This is a genomic window from Pseudomonas sp. LB3P14, assembly GCF_054898045.1.
On the sequence record NZ_CM142714.1, the window covers coordinates 5,431,496 to 5,447,575 of the forward strand.

At 59.5% G+C, this 16,080-nt stretch carries 11 protein-coding genes; 5 read left to right on the forward strand and 6 right to left on the reverse strand.

Annotated elements, in window-relative coordinates; all coding sequences use genetic code 11:
- Positions 1-20: 20 nt before the first annotated feature.
- The 4 genes from ACYZT5_RS24805 to uvrD all read right to left on the reverse strand — a co-directional run bounded on the left by ACYZT5_RS24805 (position 21) and on the right by uvrD (position 4,363).
- The gene (locus tag ACYZT5_RS24805; RefSeq protein WP_008156656.1) at positions 21-428 is read right to left on the reverse strand and encodes an SMI1/KNR4 family protein; all 408 of its coding nucleotides are present in this window, start codon (positions 426-428) and stop codon (positions 21-23) included.
- A 136-nt stretch (positions 429-564) separates the two neighbouring features.
- On the reverse strand, positions 565-1,434 hold the full coding sequence (locus ACYZT5_RS24810) for a Tim44 domain-containing protein (protein WP_462047822.1): 870 nt from the start codon (positions 1,432-1,434) through the stop codon (positions 565-567).
- A 179-nt stretch (positions 1,435-1,613) separates the two neighbouring features.
- Positions 1,614-2,054, reverse strand: coding sequence for an EamA family transporter (locus tag ACYZT5_RS24815; RefSeq protein WP_462047823.1), 441 nt, complete (start codon positions 2,052-2,054; stop codon positions 1,614-1,616).
- 125 nt (positions 2,055-2,179) lie between these two features.
- The gene (uvrD, locus tag ACYZT5_RS24820; protein WP_462047824.1) at positions 2,180-4,363 is read right to left on the reverse strand and encodes a DNA helicase II; all 2,184 of its coding nucleotides are present in this window, start codon (positions 4,361-4,363) and stop codon (positions 2,180-2,182) included.
- 258 nt (positions 4,364-4,621) lie between these two features.
- Between uvrD and ACYZT5_RS24825 the strand changes: the two genes are divergently transcribed.
- The 3 genes from ACYZT5_RS24825 (at position 4,622) to ACYZT5_RS24835 (ending at position 8,935) form a co-directional block, all read left to right on the forward strand.
- Entirely contained in the window at positions 4,622-7,495 is a 2,874-nt protein-coding gene (locus ACYZT5_RS24825) for an EAL domain-containing protein (protein WP_462047825.1), read from the forward strand.
- A 135-nt stretch (positions 7,496-7,630) separates the two neighbouring features.
- A complete protein-coding gene (hexR, locus tag ACYZT5_RS24830) occupies positions 7,631-8,497 on the forward strand; it encodes a transcriptional regulator HexR (RefSeq protein WP_008156648.1) in 867 nt (288 codons plus the stop codon).
- A 225-nt stretch (positions 8,498-8,722) separates the two neighbouring features.
- Positions 8,723-8,935, forward strand: a complete 213-nt coding sequence (locus ACYZT5_RS24835) for a PA3496 family putative envelope integrity protein (RefSeq protein ID WP_462047826.1) — start codon at positions 8,723-8,725, stop codon at positions 8,933-8,935.
- On the opposite strand, the gene ACYZT5_RS24840 is transcribed toward ACYZT5_RS24835, so the two are convergent.
- A complete protein-coding gene (locus ACYZT5_RS24840) occupies positions 8,877-9,839 on the reverse strand; it encodes a LysR family transcriptional regulator (protein ID WP_462047827.1) in 963 nt (320 codons plus the stop codon). The two genes, ACYZT5_RS24835 and ACYZT5_RS24840, sit on opposite strands and share 59 nt — an antisense overlap.
- Positions 9,840-10,029: 190 nt before the next feature.
- On the opposite strand from ACYZT5_RS24840, the gene ACYZT5_RS24845 reads away from it, so the two are divergent.
- Together ACYZT5_RS24845 and oadA are read left to right on the forward strand one after the other, a co-directional pair.
- Positions 10,030-11,445: an acetyl-CoA carboxylase biotin carboxylase subunit gene (locus ACYZT5_RS24845; protein WP_462047828.1), complete on the forward strand. Its 1,416-nt coding sequence runs from the start codon at positions 10,030-10,032 to the stop codon at positions 11,443-11,445.
- 11 nt (positions 11,446-11,456) lie between these two features.
- On the forward strand, positions 11,457-13,265 hold the full coding sequence (oadA, locus tag ACYZT5_RS24850; RefSeq protein WP_462047829.1) for a sodium-extruding oxaloacetate decarboxylase subunit alpha: 1,809 nt from the start codon (positions 11,457-11,459) through the stop codon (positions 13,263-13,265).
- Positions 13,266-13,437: 172 nt separating this feature from the next.
- On the opposite strand, the gene ACYZT5_RS24855 is transcribed toward oadA, so the two are convergent.
- A complete protein-coding gene (locus ACYZT5_RS24855; protein WP_462047830.1) occupies positions 13,438-15,912 on the reverse strand; it encodes an autotransporter outer membrane beta-barrel domain-containing protein in 2,475 nt (824 codons plus the stop codon).
- Between the last annotated feature and the right edge of the window lie 168 nt (positions 15,913-16,080).

Consider the following 16,080-nt stretch of genomic DNA (forward strand, 5'->3'; position numbering starts at 1 on the left):
CACGCGGGGCGTCAGGTGGATCAGCTTTCCAGCCAGACGTCCCGCGCCCAGTGCCACACCGATTCCCAGGTTTCTTCGGCGATCAGCTCTTCTTCGGCCAGCCACAGCACCACGGTGCCGTCTTCTTCGACCAGGTAGTAGTTGTCACCGTCCTGGCAGATCGGAATCATGCTGCGATCAACACCCGCATCCCAGGCGTTGGCGGCAACGTCCGGCAGGTAGGTGTGGGATTGCGGGTCGGTAACGGTCACCGGCTCCAGGCTGCCGTAGACGACGTCGCTGACGGTCAGCAAAAATTCTCTGAAGACAAACGGAATGTCGATGAACAGCTGTTCTTCGATTTCCACCAATTGATCTTCGTCGGGCAACTCCAAGGGGACCGGTACCGGTTCGTTGGCTTCACGCAGTTGTTCGATGATTTCTTCCACGTCCGGGATCCTCTTGCTTGATGGCGCGGTTTAGTTGGGGCGGTTTATACAGTAGCTCGCTATAGATGCAACCGCGAAATAGAAAACCCCAGCCGAGGCTGGGGTTTTTATTACAGCATGCTTAACGCAGAAGTGATCAGCCGTTCTGGCGGATACCGGCGACCAGCCAAGGCTGGTTTTCGCCCTGCGGACGTTCCATGTTCCAGCTTTCGCTGAACACTTCGCCCTGGTCAAAGCGCGAGGTCTTCGACACACCGCTGAAGGTCAGGGTGGCGATGGTCTTGTCGGCGCGATCATCCACGCCGTCCAGTTGTACATTGAGGTTATCAATGTAGGTGGACTGGAAACCGTCGCCCAGGTCGGCACGTTCGCGCTTGAGGAACTCCAGCATCTGCGGGGTCACGAACTCGGCGATCTTGTCCATTTCGTTGGCGTCCCAGTGCTGTTGCAGGGACTGGAAGTGGTTGCGGGCTGCTTCAATAAAGTTGTTTTCATTGAACCAGGCCGGAGCATTGATCACCGGACGAGCGGCAGCCGGTGCTGCCGAGCCGCCGAAGATCGAACCGCCTGCTGGCTTGTGTTCGAACACTTCACGCTGCATCGGCGCGCCAGCTGGAGCCAGATGCTCCTGTTGCTTGCGACGACGAGCGGCGATGAAGCGGAAGACCAGGAAGGCGATGACGGCCATGATCAGGATGTCGAAGATCTGCATGCCCTGGAAGCCGCCGCCCATGAACATGGAGGCCAGCAGGCCGCCAGCCGCGATACCGGCCAGAGGGCCGAGCCAGCGCGAAGCACCACCGGCCTTGGCGGCAGCGCCCGCGGCTCCGGCCGCACCGGCAGTGGCTGCAGCGCCACCTGCAGCAGAAGAAGGAGCCATTTGGCTGGTCTGGTGGGTCGGCGCGGAACCGACGCTTTTGCCGCCACCAAAGCGCTTGGCGTTGGCGTCGAGGCTCATCGTCAGGCCGATGCACAACGCCATGGCGATGCTAAGAAAACGTTTCATAAAGGGAATTCCCATTTGTGGATGGCACGCGCGCCATGTTGCACAGCTGAAGTGTTACTGGCTAGCGGCAGAGTGTTTCGGGCTTTTGCCTGACAGGTTGCGTTCAGCTTCAGTCAGCGCAATAAGGCCTGTTAACTTTGGTCTGTAGGACGAGTGGATAAGTTCTGTAGGAAGGGTGCCTAGCGTCGCAGCGCCAGCATGACTACACCGGCCGTAATCAGGCCGATTCCGCCCCATTGGCGCAGGTCGAGTTTTTCACCCAGCAGGATAACGCCGAGCACCGCCACCAGCACCACGCTGAGTTTGTCTACTGGAGCGACCAGAGAGGCAGGGCCGAGTTTCAGTGCACGGAAGTAGCAAATCCATGACGCACCAGTCGCCAGTCCCGACAGCAGCAGGAACAGGTAGCTCTTGGCGGAGATCGATCCTAATGACTGATATTGGTCCGTGGTGTACAAAATCAAGGCCAGGCTGACCAATACCACGACAGTGCGCAGGAGAGTGGCGAAGTCAGAATTGACGTTTTCGATGCCGATCTTGGCGAAGATGGCGGTCATGGCCGCGAATGCCGCCGACAACAGGGCCCAGAATGTCCAGGAAGAAAAGAAGCCTGAGCCCATGCATATTCCTCTGCGTAGATCGTTCCCACGCTCTGCGTGGTAACGCCGCCATGGTCGCTCTGCGTCCATTGTGACGCGGAGCGTCACGGGATGCATTCCCACGCAGAGCGTGGGAACGATCAGAACTAAATAGCTTCCAGCTTCGCGTAACCGAGCATCAGCCACTTGCTGCCTTCACCGAAGTTCACCTGCACCCGGGCCTGTGCACCGGCACCTTCGAAATTCAGAATCACGCCATCGCCGAACACCGAATGCCGTACCGCTTGGCCGAGGCTGAAACCCGTATCCGGAATTTCGCTGCCGCCGAACAGGCTGCTGGAGCTCTGCTGCTGGCCGCCGCCGAACGGACGGCTGATGCTATTGGACAGCCGCACTTCCTGGATCAGGCCTTTCGGTACTTCACGTACGAAACGCGACACCTTGTTGTAGGTTTCACTACCGTACAGGCGTCGGGTTTCAGCATAGGTCATCACCAGGTTCTGCATGGCCCGGGTGATGCCGACGTAGGCCAGACGGCGTTCCTCTTCAAGGCGGCCAGGTTCTTCGAGGCTCATCTTGTGCGGGAACAGGCCTTCTTCCATGCCCACCAGGAACACGTAAGGGAATTCCAGGCCTTTGGCGCTGTGCAGGGTCATCAACTGAATGCTGTCTTCGTGCTCGTCGGCCTGAGTGTCGCCGGCTTCCAGCGACGCATGGCCGAGGAACGCTGACAGTGGCGTCAGGTCTTCGTCTTCTTCTGCGTTTTCAAAGTTGCGTGCAGCGCTGACCAATTCCTCAAGGTTTTCTACCCGGGCCTGGCCTTTTTCGCCTTTTTCCGCTTCGTGGTAGGCGATCAGCCCCGACTGCTCGATGACGGTCTGGGTCATCAGGTGCAGCGGCATTTCCATGCACTTGGCGGCGAGGTTCTCGATCAGCTCGATAAACGCCCCGAGCGCGCCGGCGGCGCGGCCGGTCAGGCCTTTATTGGCAACCAGCAGACGCATGGCTTCCCACATCGACACATCGCTGTGACGGGCATGGTCGCGAATCGCTTCGACGGTTTTCTCGCCGATACCCCGGGCCGGAACGTTAATCACTCGCTCCAGCGCTGCATCGTTGCCGCGGCCTTCGAGCAAACGCAGGTAAGCCATGGCGTTCTTGATTTCTGCCCGTTCGAAGAAGCGCTGACCGCCATAGATGCGGTACGGAATGCGCTCGCGCAGCAAGGCTTCTTCCAAAACGCGCGATTGGGCGTTGGAGCGGTACAAAATCGCGATGTCGCTGCGGGCCAAGCCGGTTTTCAGCGCACCTTCGATGGTTTCCACCACGTAGCGTGCTTCATCGTGTTCGTTGAACGCGGCGTACAGGTTGATCGCTTCGCCTTCACCGCCATCGGTCCACAGCTCTTTGCCCATGCGTCCGGTGTTGTTGGCGATCAGGGCGTTGGCGGCCTTGAGGATCCCGGCGGTGGAGCGGTAGTTCTGCTCCAGACGAATGGTTTCGGCGTCCGGGAAGTCGTCGGAGTACTGATAGATGTTCTCGATTTTCGCGCCACGCCAGCCGTAAATCGACTGGTCGTCGTCGCCGACCACCATCAAGCTGTCGCCGCCCTTGGCCAGCAAACGCAACCAGGCGTACTGCACGGCGTTGGTGTCCTGGAACTCGTCCACCAGAATGTGCCGGAAGCGCTTTTGATAGTGCGCCAGCAGACCCGGATGATCGCGCCACAGATCGAGGGCGCGCAGCAGCAGTTCGGAGAAGTCGATCACGCCGGCGCGCAGGCACGCGGCCTCATAGGCTTCATAAATGCTGCGCATGGTGGCCAGGAACAGGTCGCCGCTGGCTTGAATGTGCTGTGGACGCAGACCTTCGTCTTTCTGCCCGTTGATGAACCATTGGGCCTGACGGGCCGGCCAGCGTTGTTCATCCAGACCCAGCTCGCGGATCACCCGCTTGACCAGCCGTTGCTGGTCGTCGCTGTCGAGAATCTGGAAAGTCTGGCTCAGGCCGGCTTCCTGCCAGTGCGCCCGCAACAAGCGGTGCGCCAGGCCGTGGAAGGTGCCGACCCACATGCCGGCCGGGTTGATACCCATCAGCTGCTCGATGCGATGACGCATCTCGGCAGCGGCCTTATTGGTGAAGGTCACCGACAGGATCGAGTGGGGCGAGGCGTTTTCGACCTGGATCAACCAGGCGATACGGTGCACCAGCACTCGGGTTTTACCGGAACCAGCACCGGCCAGGACCAACTGACGACCCACGGAGGCAGCTACGGCCTGGCGTTGGGCATCGTTGAGGGAGTTCAGCAGAAGGGAGAGATCATCGCGCATCGGAGCATTCTAGGGTGCGCCGTCACACCGGGCAAACCGAGCTTTGCATTAGCCGATGAAAGAAGCACGGATGACGACCGGTCGGTCACTGGCTGCAGGCGTTGGCGGGGCTCGCTCCAAGCCTTTTCAGCGGGTAAGGAGGGGTGCAGTTTTTGTCGATTTTGTGATCTGGGGCAGTTTGGTCCGGGCCCTTGCTTGTGTATGCTCCGTCGACGTTTCGGGCTCATGCTCATCATTATAAGAACAAGAACATTGCCTATGACCCTCAGCACCGACCTGTCGGGCCCCGTTGTGGAGCCCCGGGTTATCCGCAAACAGTACGCCATGGAAATGGCGGTCGAACGCACGCGTCTGCTTTATCAGGGCTCGTTGCTGCCCACGTTATTCATGTTGATCAATGGTCTGGTCTGCGCTGGCTTGCTTTGGAGTCCGCAGCGCTACTTCCTGGTCAGCGTCTGGCTGGTGTGGCTGTTGTCGCTGGTGGCGTTGCGGGTGATTCAAGTCGCGGCCTTCGATTCGGCGATACCCAACCGTCAGGCCCATCCGATCTGGCGCCGTATGTTTTTGCTGGGGTCGGCCATGACCGGCCTGACCCTGGCCGGCGCCGGCATTGCCCTGGTACCCGCTGACAATTTCATGCAGCAAGCCTGGGTGTTCGGCCTGATCGGCGCAGCGGCCCTTTCGGCCAGCGTTGCCTACGCGGTCAGCCTGCCGGGGTTCCTGTCCTTTACCTTGCCCTGTTTGTTGCCGGCCATCGGCTATCTGTTCTGGGGCGGCGATGAACAAGGTCAGGGATGGGGCTGGTTCGGGCTGATTTTACTGGGCGCGCTGAGTGTGGTCGCCTGGCAGGTCAATCGGCTCATCGATAGCGGGCTGTTGCGGCGCTTCCAGAATCAGGCATTGATCGAGCACTTGCAGCAGGCCCAAAGTTGCAGCGACCAGCTTAATAACAAGCTGGCCAAGGAAATCGACCAGCGCCGTCGTGCCGAAGACGAACTGCGGCAAATTCAGATCGAGCTGGAAAGCCGCGTCGCCCAGCGCAGCCTGGAGCTGGACGCCGCCAACCAGGCCCTGAGCAAGAGTGAAGCGCGTCTGGCGCTGGCGTTGAAGGCCAGTGAGTTGGGCTTGTGGGACTGGAACCTGCAAACCGACGAAGTCCATCACACTCAGCTTCAGGAGCTGTTTGGCCTGGAGCCGGAATTCGTGACGGCGATGCTCCGCCACCTCAAGCCTCGCCTGCACCCTGATGACTTGCCGTCACTGAAGCGCGCGCTGGTCGAGCATTTGAAGGGCCGCAGCGAGGATTACCAAATCGAGTACCGCGTGCGCCACGGCGACGGCCATTGGGTCTGGATCGAGGACCGAGGACGAGCCGTTGAGCGTGGCGAAAATGGCCGAGTGATCCGCATGGTCGGCACCCGTCGCGACATCAGCGTCAGCAAAGGTCTGGAAGAGCAGCGGCAATTGGCCGCGACGGTGTTCGAGGCCGCCAGCGAAGGCATTGTGATTTTCGATCCGAATTACGCGCTGATCGCGGTCAATCAGGCCTTCAGCCGAGTCACCGGCTACGACATTGAAGACATGATCGGACGCAACGTCGTCGATTTGCCATGCAGTCGCGATGCGCGCCGGCACTACGCGGCGATTCATCAAGCGCTGGAGCAGCACGGCAGTTGGCAGGGCGAGCTGGTAGAAACCCGCAAGAATGGCGAGTTGTATCCGCAATGGTTGCAACTCAACGCTGTGCGCGATGCTCGGGGAAATGTGAGTCATATCGTGGGCTTCTTCGCCGATCTATCAGCTCGCCGCGAATCCGAAGAACGCATGCGTTACCTGACTCATTACGACGAATTGACGGGTCTGGCTAACCGTTCTCTGTTCCGCGAACGGCTAAGCGAGGCCCATCAGCGGGTGCGCCAGGGCGGCCACCGCAACCTGGCGTTGCTGCATATCAATCTGGATCGTTTCAAGCTGCTCAACGACAGCCTTGGCCATGAAATCGCCGACCAACTCTTGCAGAAAATGGCCCGGCGGCTGATCAATGCGTTGCCTGAGGCGGACACCATCGCTCGCTTATCCGGCGATGAATTTGCCGTGTTGTTCAATGCCTACGGCAATCTGTCGAGTCTGGCGCGGGTGGCGACCCGACTGTCGACCAAGCTGCGTTTGCCGATCACTGTCGACGGCCATGAATTGGTGGTCAGCGCGTCCATGGGCATCAGCCTGTTGCCGGACAACGCGCGAGAAATCTCCGCGCTGGTCAGTCAGTCGAATATGGCCATGCAGCACGCCAAGCACCTGGGCGGAAATAACTTCCAGTTCTACACCGACAGCCTGCAAACCAGTACGTTGGAGCGCTTGCAGCTGGAAAATCAGCTGCGTAAAGCCATCGAAGAGAAGCAGTTGAAGGTGTTTTACCAACCGAAACTGTGCCTCGCCACGGGCCGGCTGAATGCCGCCGAGGCGCTGGTGCGCTGGGATCACCCGACCATGGGACGCGTGCCGCCGGGGGACTTCATCGGCCTGGCCGAGGAGACGGGGTTGATCGGTCCGATCGGCGAGTTCGTGTTGCGTCAGGCCTGCTGGCAAGCCTGTGAGTGGCAGCGTCAGGGGCTTGCGCCGATTCGGGTGTCGGTCAATCTGTCGGTGCATCAACTGCGCCAGGGCAAACTGGTCAGCCTTGTCCGTCAGGTGCTGGAAGAAACCGGCCTGGCGCCGCACTACCTCGAGCTGGAACTCACCGAGAGTCAGTTGCTCGACAGCGTCGAGCACATCATCGCGACCTTCCAGCAATTGCGGGATTTGGGGGTTAAGTTGGCGATAGATGACTTTGGCACCGGGTATTCGTCCCTGAGCTACCTCAAGCGCATCCCGGTGGATTACGTGAAGATCGATCAGGCGTTTATCCGCGGTCTGGGGGAGGGCAGCGAGGATGCGGCGATCACCCGGGCGATCATTGCCATGGCGCACGGCTTGTCGTTGAAAGTAGTGGCTGAAGGGGTGGAGCGGCCGGAGCAGCTTGAGTTTTTGAAAACCGAGCACTGCGATGAAGTGCAGGGCTATTTGATCAGTCGCCCGGTCGAGGCCGATGGCCTGGCCGAGCTGTTGCGTGCGGACGCAAAACCCTTGTAGGGGCTACATGGAGTGCATGTGGCGTGAAATGGGGACATCGAGTTACGCATTGAGCGGGCAAAAAGCCGATTCATGTAGTATAACTACAAGCGCGCTACATCCCCGGCACCTGCCCATAACAAAGAGTCCAGCCCTTTGAATCTGCTGCAACACATCGCCCAGTCACGCCATCTCTTACGCAAGTCGGAGCTCAAGGTCGCCGACCACGTGCTGCTTGATCCTGCGGCGGTGATGCACAGCTCCATGGCCGACCTGGCCCACAACGTGGGCATCAGCGAACCGACCATCGTGCGCTTCTGCCGCGCCATCGGTTGCTCCGGTTTCCAGGATTTGAAACTGAAGCTGGCGCAGAGTCTTGCTGCCGGCGCGAGCTTCGGGCAGTTCGCAATTCATGAAGACGATTCGGTCGCTGACTACAGCCTGAAAATCTTCGACACTACCTTGCACACTCTGATGGAAGTTCGCGAGAAGCTCGATCCGGTCGAGTTGCAGCGGGCTGTGTCGCTCATGTCTCAGGCCCAGCGGGTCGAGTTTTATGGCTTTGGTGCTTCGGGTGCAGTGGCGGCCGATGCCCAGCACAAGTTCTTCCGTTTGTTGCTGACGGCGGCGGCGTATTCCGACCCGCACATGCAGGCGATGTCGGCGGTCACGTTGAAACCGACCGACGTGGCGATCTGTATTTCCCAGTCCGGGCGTTCCAAAGATTTGTTGATTACCGCCAATCTGGTGCGCGAAAGCGGCGCTTCGCTGATCACCTTGTGCCCGAGCCAGACGCCGCTGGCGGAGCTGTCGACCGTCAACCTGGCGATCGATGTGCACGAAGACACTGAGATCTATACGCCGCTGACCTCGCGTATCGCCCACCTGGTGGTAATCGACGTGTTGGCCATGGGCGTGGCCATGGCGCGCGGGCCGAGCCTGGTCAATCACCTCAAGAGCGTCAAGCGCAGCCTTCGCAGCTTGCGGCTGTCGCCCAAATCGGTAAAAGCGCTGGACGATTGAGCTTGATCTGAAATGGCTGGAAGGTCGTTCCGACCTTATCGCGAGCAGGTCGGATCGCCGCACCGTCGCTCCCACATTTAACTGCGTTCTCCTGTGGGAGCGAGCCTGCTCGCGAAAGCGTCCTGGAAAGCACCGAAAATTCACATCCCTGTAACCCGCCCGCCGCCAAACCGTCATCCCTCGCGCCTATCTTGAAACTCCCGTAATCGCCTTGGGAGACTCGAAATGGCCCAGCCCTACGAAGAACGCAACAGCGCCGTCAGAACCCGTCGTCAGCAGGAAGACCAGCGCCGCATGGAATTTCGCCGCGCTATCGAAGATCGCTGCGAACGCCGCCAGCTGCTGGCCGAGATCGGCGATTTTCCTGGCGATCTGGAGCTCAACTACTGGCAGGCCGCACCGGCAACTTCCCGTCGAAACGCTCAACCAGCGCGCTGATCTGCACCCGCTCGCTGCGAATAAACGCAAGGAACGCGTGCGCCACCGGTGACAGCCGTTTCGCCTTGGCCTGCACCAGGCACCAGCTGCGGTACAACGGCAGCTCTTCGACCGGCAGCTCTATGAGTGCGCCGGTCGCCAACTCGAGGTTCAGGGCGTGGCGCGTCAATAGCGCCAGGCCCAGACCCGCCAGTACGCATTCACGCTGGGCTTCGGCCGACGCCACCTCCTGGGTCTGCGTGAAGTGCACGCGCTTTTCCTTGAAATACTCCTCGCAAGCCAGCCGCGTACCGGAGCCCGGTTCGCGCAGTAGCAGTGTGTAGGGCTCAAGATCCTGCAAGCGCAGTGGCCCCATATGGGACAGCGGGTGATCCGGCGGCGCCACGGCGACGATTGGATTGTTGAGAAACGGCAAAAACTCCAGCCCCATGTCTTGCGGCACCATCGACATGATCACCAAATCATCGCGGTTGTCCGAAAGGCGTCGAATCACTTGCCCGCGGTTAACTACGGTCAGGTGCAGGTTCACTTCCGGATGCTGGCGTTTGAACGCGGCAAACAGATGCGGCACGAAATACTTGGCGCTGGATTCGACCGCCAGTTTCAGCTGACCTTGCAGCGATCCCTGCATGTCCGAAAGCTGCATGTCGAGGTTTTCCAGGCGTCCGAAAATGTCCCGGCTGGCGCGCTGAAGGGCTTCAGCTGCCTCGGTCATGTAGAGCTTTTTGCCGACGTAATCGAACAAAGGTTGACCAATCAGCTCCTCAAGTTGACGAATCTGCAGGCTCACGGCAGGTTGTGTGAGCGACATTTCATCAGCCGCGCGGCTGTAGGACCTCAAATCACAGACCTCATTGAAGATCTGTAATTGACGCAATGTCATACGCATCAAGGACTTACGCATTTTCTAAAGACTCTGGCCGCAGGCTGATGAGTCAACTATAAGTCTTTGCTTATGCCTGACCCAATAATTATTCATTTTTGTTAATCCCTTGTGGGGGCTAGTGTGGGGCTGCGACTGAATTGAAACATTTGGTCACGCGTCGACCTGGTCTAACAGGTCGTGGGTACCACCGGCTCAAGGGAACCTCCAAGTGATAAAAAAGATCCTGATCGCCAACCGTGGTGAGATTGCCGTACGAATCGTGCGTGCCTGCGCCGAGATGGGCATTCGCTCGGTCGCGATCTATTCCGACGCCGACCGCCATGCCTTGCATGTGAAACGCGCGGACGAGGCCCACAGCATCGGTGCCGAGCCACTGGCCGGCTACCTGAACCCGCGCAAGCTGGTGAACCTGGCCGTGGAAACCGGTTGCGATGCGCTGCACCCCGGTTACGGCTTCCTCTCGGAAAACGCCGAGCTGGCAGACATCTGCGCTGAACGTGGCATCAAATTCATTGGTCCATCGGCTGAAGTGATTCGCCGCATGGGCGACAAGACCGAAGCTCGCCGCAGCATGATCAAGGCAGGCGTGCCAGTCACCCCGGGCACCGAAGGCAACGTGTCGGGTATCGAAGAGGCCCTGACCGAAGGCGAGCGCATCGGTTACCCGGTGATGCTCAAGGCCACTTCCGGTGGCGGCGGCCGTGGTATTCGTCGCTGCAACAGCCGCGAAGAACTCGAACAAGCCTTCCCACGGGTGATTTCCGAAGCCACCAAGGCCTTCGGTTCCGCGGAAGTGTTCCTGGAAAAATGCATCGTCAATCCGAAACACATCGAAGCGCAGATCCTCGGTGACAGCTTTGGCAACGTGGTGCACCTGTTCGAGCGTGACTGCTCGATCCAGCGCCGTAACCAGAAGCTCATCGAAATTGCCCCGAGCCCGCAACTGACCCCGGAACAGCGCGCCTACATCGGCGACCTGTCGGTGCGTGCGGCCAAGGCCGTGGGTTACGAGAACGCCGGCACCGTGGAGTTCTTGCTCGCCGAGGGCGAGGTGTACTTCATGGAGATGAACACCCGGGTGCAGGTGGAACACACCATCACCGAAGAAATCACCGGCATCGACATTGTGCGTGAGCAGATCCGCATCGCGTCCGGCTTGCCGCTTTCGGTGAAACAGGAAGACATCCAGCACCGCGGTTTCGCGCTGCAATTCCGGATCAACGCCGAAGACCCGAAAAACAACTTCCTGCCGAGCTTTGGCAAGATCACCCGTTATTACGCGCCCGGCGGCCCCGGCGTGCGCACCGACACGGCGATCTACACCGGCTACACCATTCCGCCGTACTACGACTCCATGTGCCTGAAACTGGTGGTCTGGGCGTTGACTTGGGAAGAGGCGATGGACCGTGGCTTGCGCGCCCTCGACGACATGCGTCTGCAAGGGGTCAAGACCACCGCCGCGTACTACCAGGAAATCCTGCGTAACCCGGAATTCCGTAGCGGCCAGTTCAACACCAGCTTCGTTGAAAGCCACCCTGAACTGACCAACTACTCGATCAAGCGCAAACCCGAAGAGCTGGCCCTGGCCATCGCCGCCGCCATCGCCGCCCACGCAGGCCTGTGAGGAATAGAACAATGAGCAAACAAATCTACGTTACCGACACAATCCTGCGCGACGCCCACCAATCGCTGCTCGCGACCCGCATGCGCACCGAAGACATGCTGCCGATCTGCGACAAACTCGACAAAGTCGGCTACTGGTCACTGGAAGTCTGGGGCGGCGCGACCTTCGACGCCTGCGTACGCTTCCTCAAAGAAGACCCGTGGGAGCGCCTGCGCCAACTGCGCGCCGCGTTGCCTAACACTCGCCTGCAGATGCTCCTGCGTGGCCAGAACCTGCTGGGCTACCGCCACTACAGCGATGACGTGGTCAAAGCCTTCGTCGCCAAAGCCGCCGTCAATGGCATCGATGTGTTCCGCATCTTCGACGCCATGAACGACGTGCGAAACCTGCGAGTGGCCATCGAAGCGGTGAAAGCTGCTGGCAAACACGCCCAGGGCACCATCGCCTACACCACCAGCCCGGTGCACACCATCGATGCGTTCGTGGCGCAAGCCAGGCAAATGGAAGCCATGGGTTGCGACTCGGTGGCGATCAAGGACATGGCCGGTCTGCTGACGCCGTACGCCACTGGCGAACTGGTCAAGGCATTGAAAGCCGAGCAGTCCCTGCCGGTGTTTATTCACTCGCACGACACCGCTGGCATGGCCACCATGTGCCAACTCAAGGCCATCGAAAACGGTGCCGACCACATCGACACCGCGATCTCCAGCTTCGCCTCGGGTACCAGCCACCCAGGCACCGAATCGATGGTCGCTGCCCTTAAAGGCAGCGAGTTCGATACCGGCCTGAACCTGGAACTGCTGCAAGAGATCGGCCTGTACTTCTACGCCGTGCGCAAGAAGTACCACCAGTTCGAAAGCGAGTTCACCGCCGTCGACACCCGCGTTCAAGTCAACCAGGTCCCGGGCGGGATGATTTCCAACCTGGCCAACCAGCTGAAAGAGCAGGGCGCTCTGAACCGCATGGCCGAAGTGCTGGCCGAAATTCCGCGCGTTCGTGAAGACCTCGGCTTCCCTCCGCTGGTGACCCCGACCTCGCAGATCGTCGGCACCCAGGCGTTCTTCAACGTGCTGGCCGGCGAGCGCTACAAGACCATCACCAACGAAGTGAAGCTTTACTTGCAGGGCGGCTACGGCAAGGCGCCGGGTACCGTGAACGAAAAACTGCGTCGCCAGGCTATCGGCAGCGAAGAAGTGATCGACGTGCGTCCGGCCGACCTGCTCAAGCCGGAAATGACCAAACTGCGTGGCGAAATCGGCACGGTGGCCAAGTCTGAAGAAGACGTGTTGACCTACGCCATGTTCCCGGACATTGGTCGCAAGTTCCTCGAAGAACGCGCCGCCGGCACCCTGACTCCAGAAGTGCTGCTGCCGATTCCTGAGGCGGGCGGTGTGGCCTCAGCCGGTGGCGAAGGCGTGCCGACCGAGTTCGTCATCGACGTCCACGGCGAAACCTACCGCGTCGACATCACGGGTGTCGGTGTCAAGGCTGAAGGCAAGCGTCACTTCTACCTGTCTATCGACGGCATGCCGGAAGAAGTGGTGTTCGAACCGCTCAACGAATTCGTCAGCGGCGGTAGCAGCAAGCGCAAGCAAGCCACTGCGCCGGGCCACGTCAGCACCACCATGCCGGGCAACATCGTCGACGTGCTGGTCAAGGAAGGCGACACCGTGAAAGCCGGCCAGGCCGTGCTGATCACCGAAGCGATGAAGATGGAAACCGAAGTCCAATCGGCCATCGCCGGCAAAGTCACCGCCATCCACGTGGCCAAGGGCGACCGGGTGAACCCGGGCGAAATCCTGATCGAGATCGAAGGCTGAGTTAACAGCCTCGATATACCGCTTTAAACCTCGGGGGGCATGTGCTCCCCTTTTTTTTGCCCGGAATTCAGGGTGAAACGCTTCCCTGAAAACGCCTCCGATCAAATGTGGGAGCGGCGGTGCGGCGATCCCACAGGTATCGAGTCGAGTCAGTGAGATTGGCGTGGGTTCATCAGAACGCCATCCGCCATTGACCCGTTACGCCATGGTTTCGGCTGTCGGTGCCGATCTCGCCAGTGAGACCGACGCCCAGGGTGTGTTTTGCTGACAATCCAAGGTCCAGCCCTGCATCGACCAGCAGACTGTCACGATCCAGCGGCGCACCGGAAACGGTGAAGTTTTTTCCGCCCGTAACCAATCGTTGGCGGGTATCGCTGTAGACGTCCCCGTAAGTGTGTTTCCAGCCGGCACTGAACCGTGGCGTCAGTTGCATGCCGTTATCCAGAGTGTTGAGCTTCGCCACCCGCAGGCCGAATGTGCTGTTCAAATTGTTCTGCGTTTGACTGTGTACCTTCAGCGCCGCAGCGCCACCTTTTTCCGTGTAACTGTCGCGCTGATAGCGTTGGTAGCCCAGGCTGGCAAACGGTTCGATGCTGACGTTCGCCCGGCCCAGGTTGTAACCCAATTCCGCAAAGGCCTGCTGGGTGTTGGCATCGTAACGGCCTTCGGGGCGGTCGCTGAAACCATTGAAGGCAACCCGGCGTTTAGTGCTGCCGTCGTGACTGCTGTAGGTCGCGCCCAGTCGCAACGACATTGGCCCATTCTGACGCAGGGCATAGGCGCCCAAGTGCCAGCTGTCGAGGTCGCCATCGAGGCCGCGGCTGTCCAGACGAGTGTCGGATTTACCGCCCACCACGCCGATGTGCCATTCCTCATCGAGGCCCCAATCTGCGCCCAGAACCAATCCTTGGGTGGAATACTTGAGGGCGTCGTAATCGCGATCCAGTGTTCCGCCGTGACCCAGTGCTTGCAGCCAGACTCTGCTGTTTTGTTCGCTGCCGGCGGCCACACGTGGCGCATTTTTCTGATTGCCGAAGCCTGCTGCGCTGTCCAGTTGGCGCATGGCCGATAGCATGGTTGCGCTGATTGGACTGTCGCTGTTGAGGGTTGCCTTCGCGAGGTTGGCGTTGTTGCTGCCGGCCAGTTGCTCGATTGCATGAGATGCAGTTTGTTTATCGGCACCAAGGAGGGCGGCGATGGCGGCGTTTGTGGGTGTGGAGGGGGTTGCTGGCGAGGGGGGCGGATTTGCTGCTGTTGCTGGAGCTGAGGCGGTGACTGCCGTATCAGCGACTACGGTGGGCGTCGTGGTTGTCGAGGGTATTTCGGCGATATTTGTCGGCGTGACGGCTGTGTCGGCGCTTGCTGGTGGAGTCAAAGCTTCGGCGGTGTTGGATGGAGTTGAGGCCGTCGAGGGTGCATCGGCATCAGTTGTTGGCATAACCGCTACAGCGGCTGCGTCGGTGCTTGCTTGTGCAGCCAAGGGTTCTGCGGTGTTGGATGGAGTTGAGGCCGTCAAGGGGGCCTCGGCATCAGTTGTCGGCATCGCCGCTGCAGCAGCTGTGTCAGTGCTTGCTGGCGGAGTCAGAGCTTCAGCGACGGGGGGCGTATTGCCAGATGGAGTCTGTGCTTGCGGTATGTCCTTCGGCTCTTCGATGCTTTGGGCGAGTTCCCGTCCGTTTTCGCTGATTGCGGCGTCATCGAGAGGTACGTCGTTACGTGCATAGGTCAGCCCGACGGTTTTTTTGCCGTAATGGGGCGTAGCTGTCATGAATGCCAGCTCGTTGACGATTTTGCCAAACTCGCCTTTCACCTCTTTGGCCTCGATGATCGTGTACTCACTGCTTTGCGGATAATCTCCCGGCGCCGAAATAACTTTCAGTGTTGCCTCTCCGATGCTGGCTGTGCCGTCGACCTTGATCGTCTCTCCACGGCCATCGGGGGAGACCTCGTAGGCAAGTACGCCAGTGCTGGAAAGGTTCAAGTTGCCTTTGACCCTTGGGGCACCTTGCAATCTATCGACGCTGAGCTGGCCCATAACATTCAGCCCACCGACAGTGCCTTTGCCCGCAAAAGTGCCGCCATCCTCAACGGTGACAATCCCCTTTATGTCGCCATTGTTGAAGAGCTTCCCGGCTGCAATTGCCCCGCCTTTGATTTTGCCGTCATTGGTCAGGATGCCGTTATTCAAAACAGCCACCCCCTCTTTGAAGTCTCCGGTACTGGTCAGCGTCCACGATCCCTGCGAAACGTACAGGCCGTCGAAGTTACGGGTATTCCCCAACTTGCCGCCATCAGTGCCAATAAGGTGTATGACGTTGGTTCCTTTGCCGCCCTCGACTCGACCTTCGAAGCTGCCACCATTCTTGACGATGATGAGGTCATCACTGTCATCTGGTTTCACAGAAACGCCCCGTAGTGCGGGCTGAGGCGTATCGATCTCCCTCTTGAAAGTACTGGCCGCGTCGTTGAACGTTCGAAGCCGGATAAGTGGGTCCAGCACAGAATCAGACTGCCGGGTTTCCTCGGCAAGGCTCATCGTCTCATCTTGATCTGGAAGTTGTTGGGCGTTGGTAAATTCATTGCAGCCGAGCGCAAGCGCAATGGCCAACGTCAAGTGTTGTGGGCGAAATGTATGTTGAATGGACATCGAGTTCAGCCTCTGTAAACAAGAGGCCAAACTCTAAAGAGAGCACTTCAGTGCCGATGTCAGCCGGTTCCGGCAGGTTTGCAGGCGGTGTCATATCGTCGTGTAGAAAATCGCCACCCGCTTGAGTGCAGCGGTTTTTAGCCGCTCGAGCTGACGAGCTTTCTTACA

Coding starts and splice junctions, on each gene's coding strand:
- ACYZT5_RS24835 (WP_462047826.1), top strand. CDS start 8,723: ATGGCCCAGCCCTACGAAGAACGCAACAGCGCCGTCAGAACCCGTCGT.
- ACYZT5_RS24825 (WP_462047825.1), top strand. CDS start 4,622: ATGACCCTCAGCACCGACCTGTCGGGCCCCGTTGTGGAGCCCCGGGTT.
- ACYZT5_RS24810 (WP_462047822.1), bottom strand. CDS start 1,434: ATGAAACGTTTTCTTAGCATCGCCATGGCGTTGTGCATCGGCCTGACG.
- oadA (WP_462047829.1), top strand. CDS start 11,457: ATGAGCAAACAAATCTACGTTACCGACACAATCCTGCGCGACGCCCAC.
- ACYZT5_RS24815 (WP_462047823.1), bottom strand. CDS start 2,054: ATGGGCTCAGGCTTCTTTTCTTCCTGGACATTCTGGGCCCTGTTGTCG.
- ACYZT5_RS24855 (WP_462047830.1), bottom strand. CDS start 15,912: ATGTCCATTCAACATACATTTCGCCCACAACACTTGACGTTGGCCATT.
- ACYZT5_RS24840 (WP_462047827.1), bottom strand. CDS start 9,839: ATGCGTAAGTCCTTGATGCGTATGACATTGCGTCAATTACAGATCTTC.
- uvrD (WP_462047824.1), bottom strand. CDS start 4,363: ATGCGCGATGATCTCTCCCTTCTGCTGAACTCCCTCAACGATGCCCAA.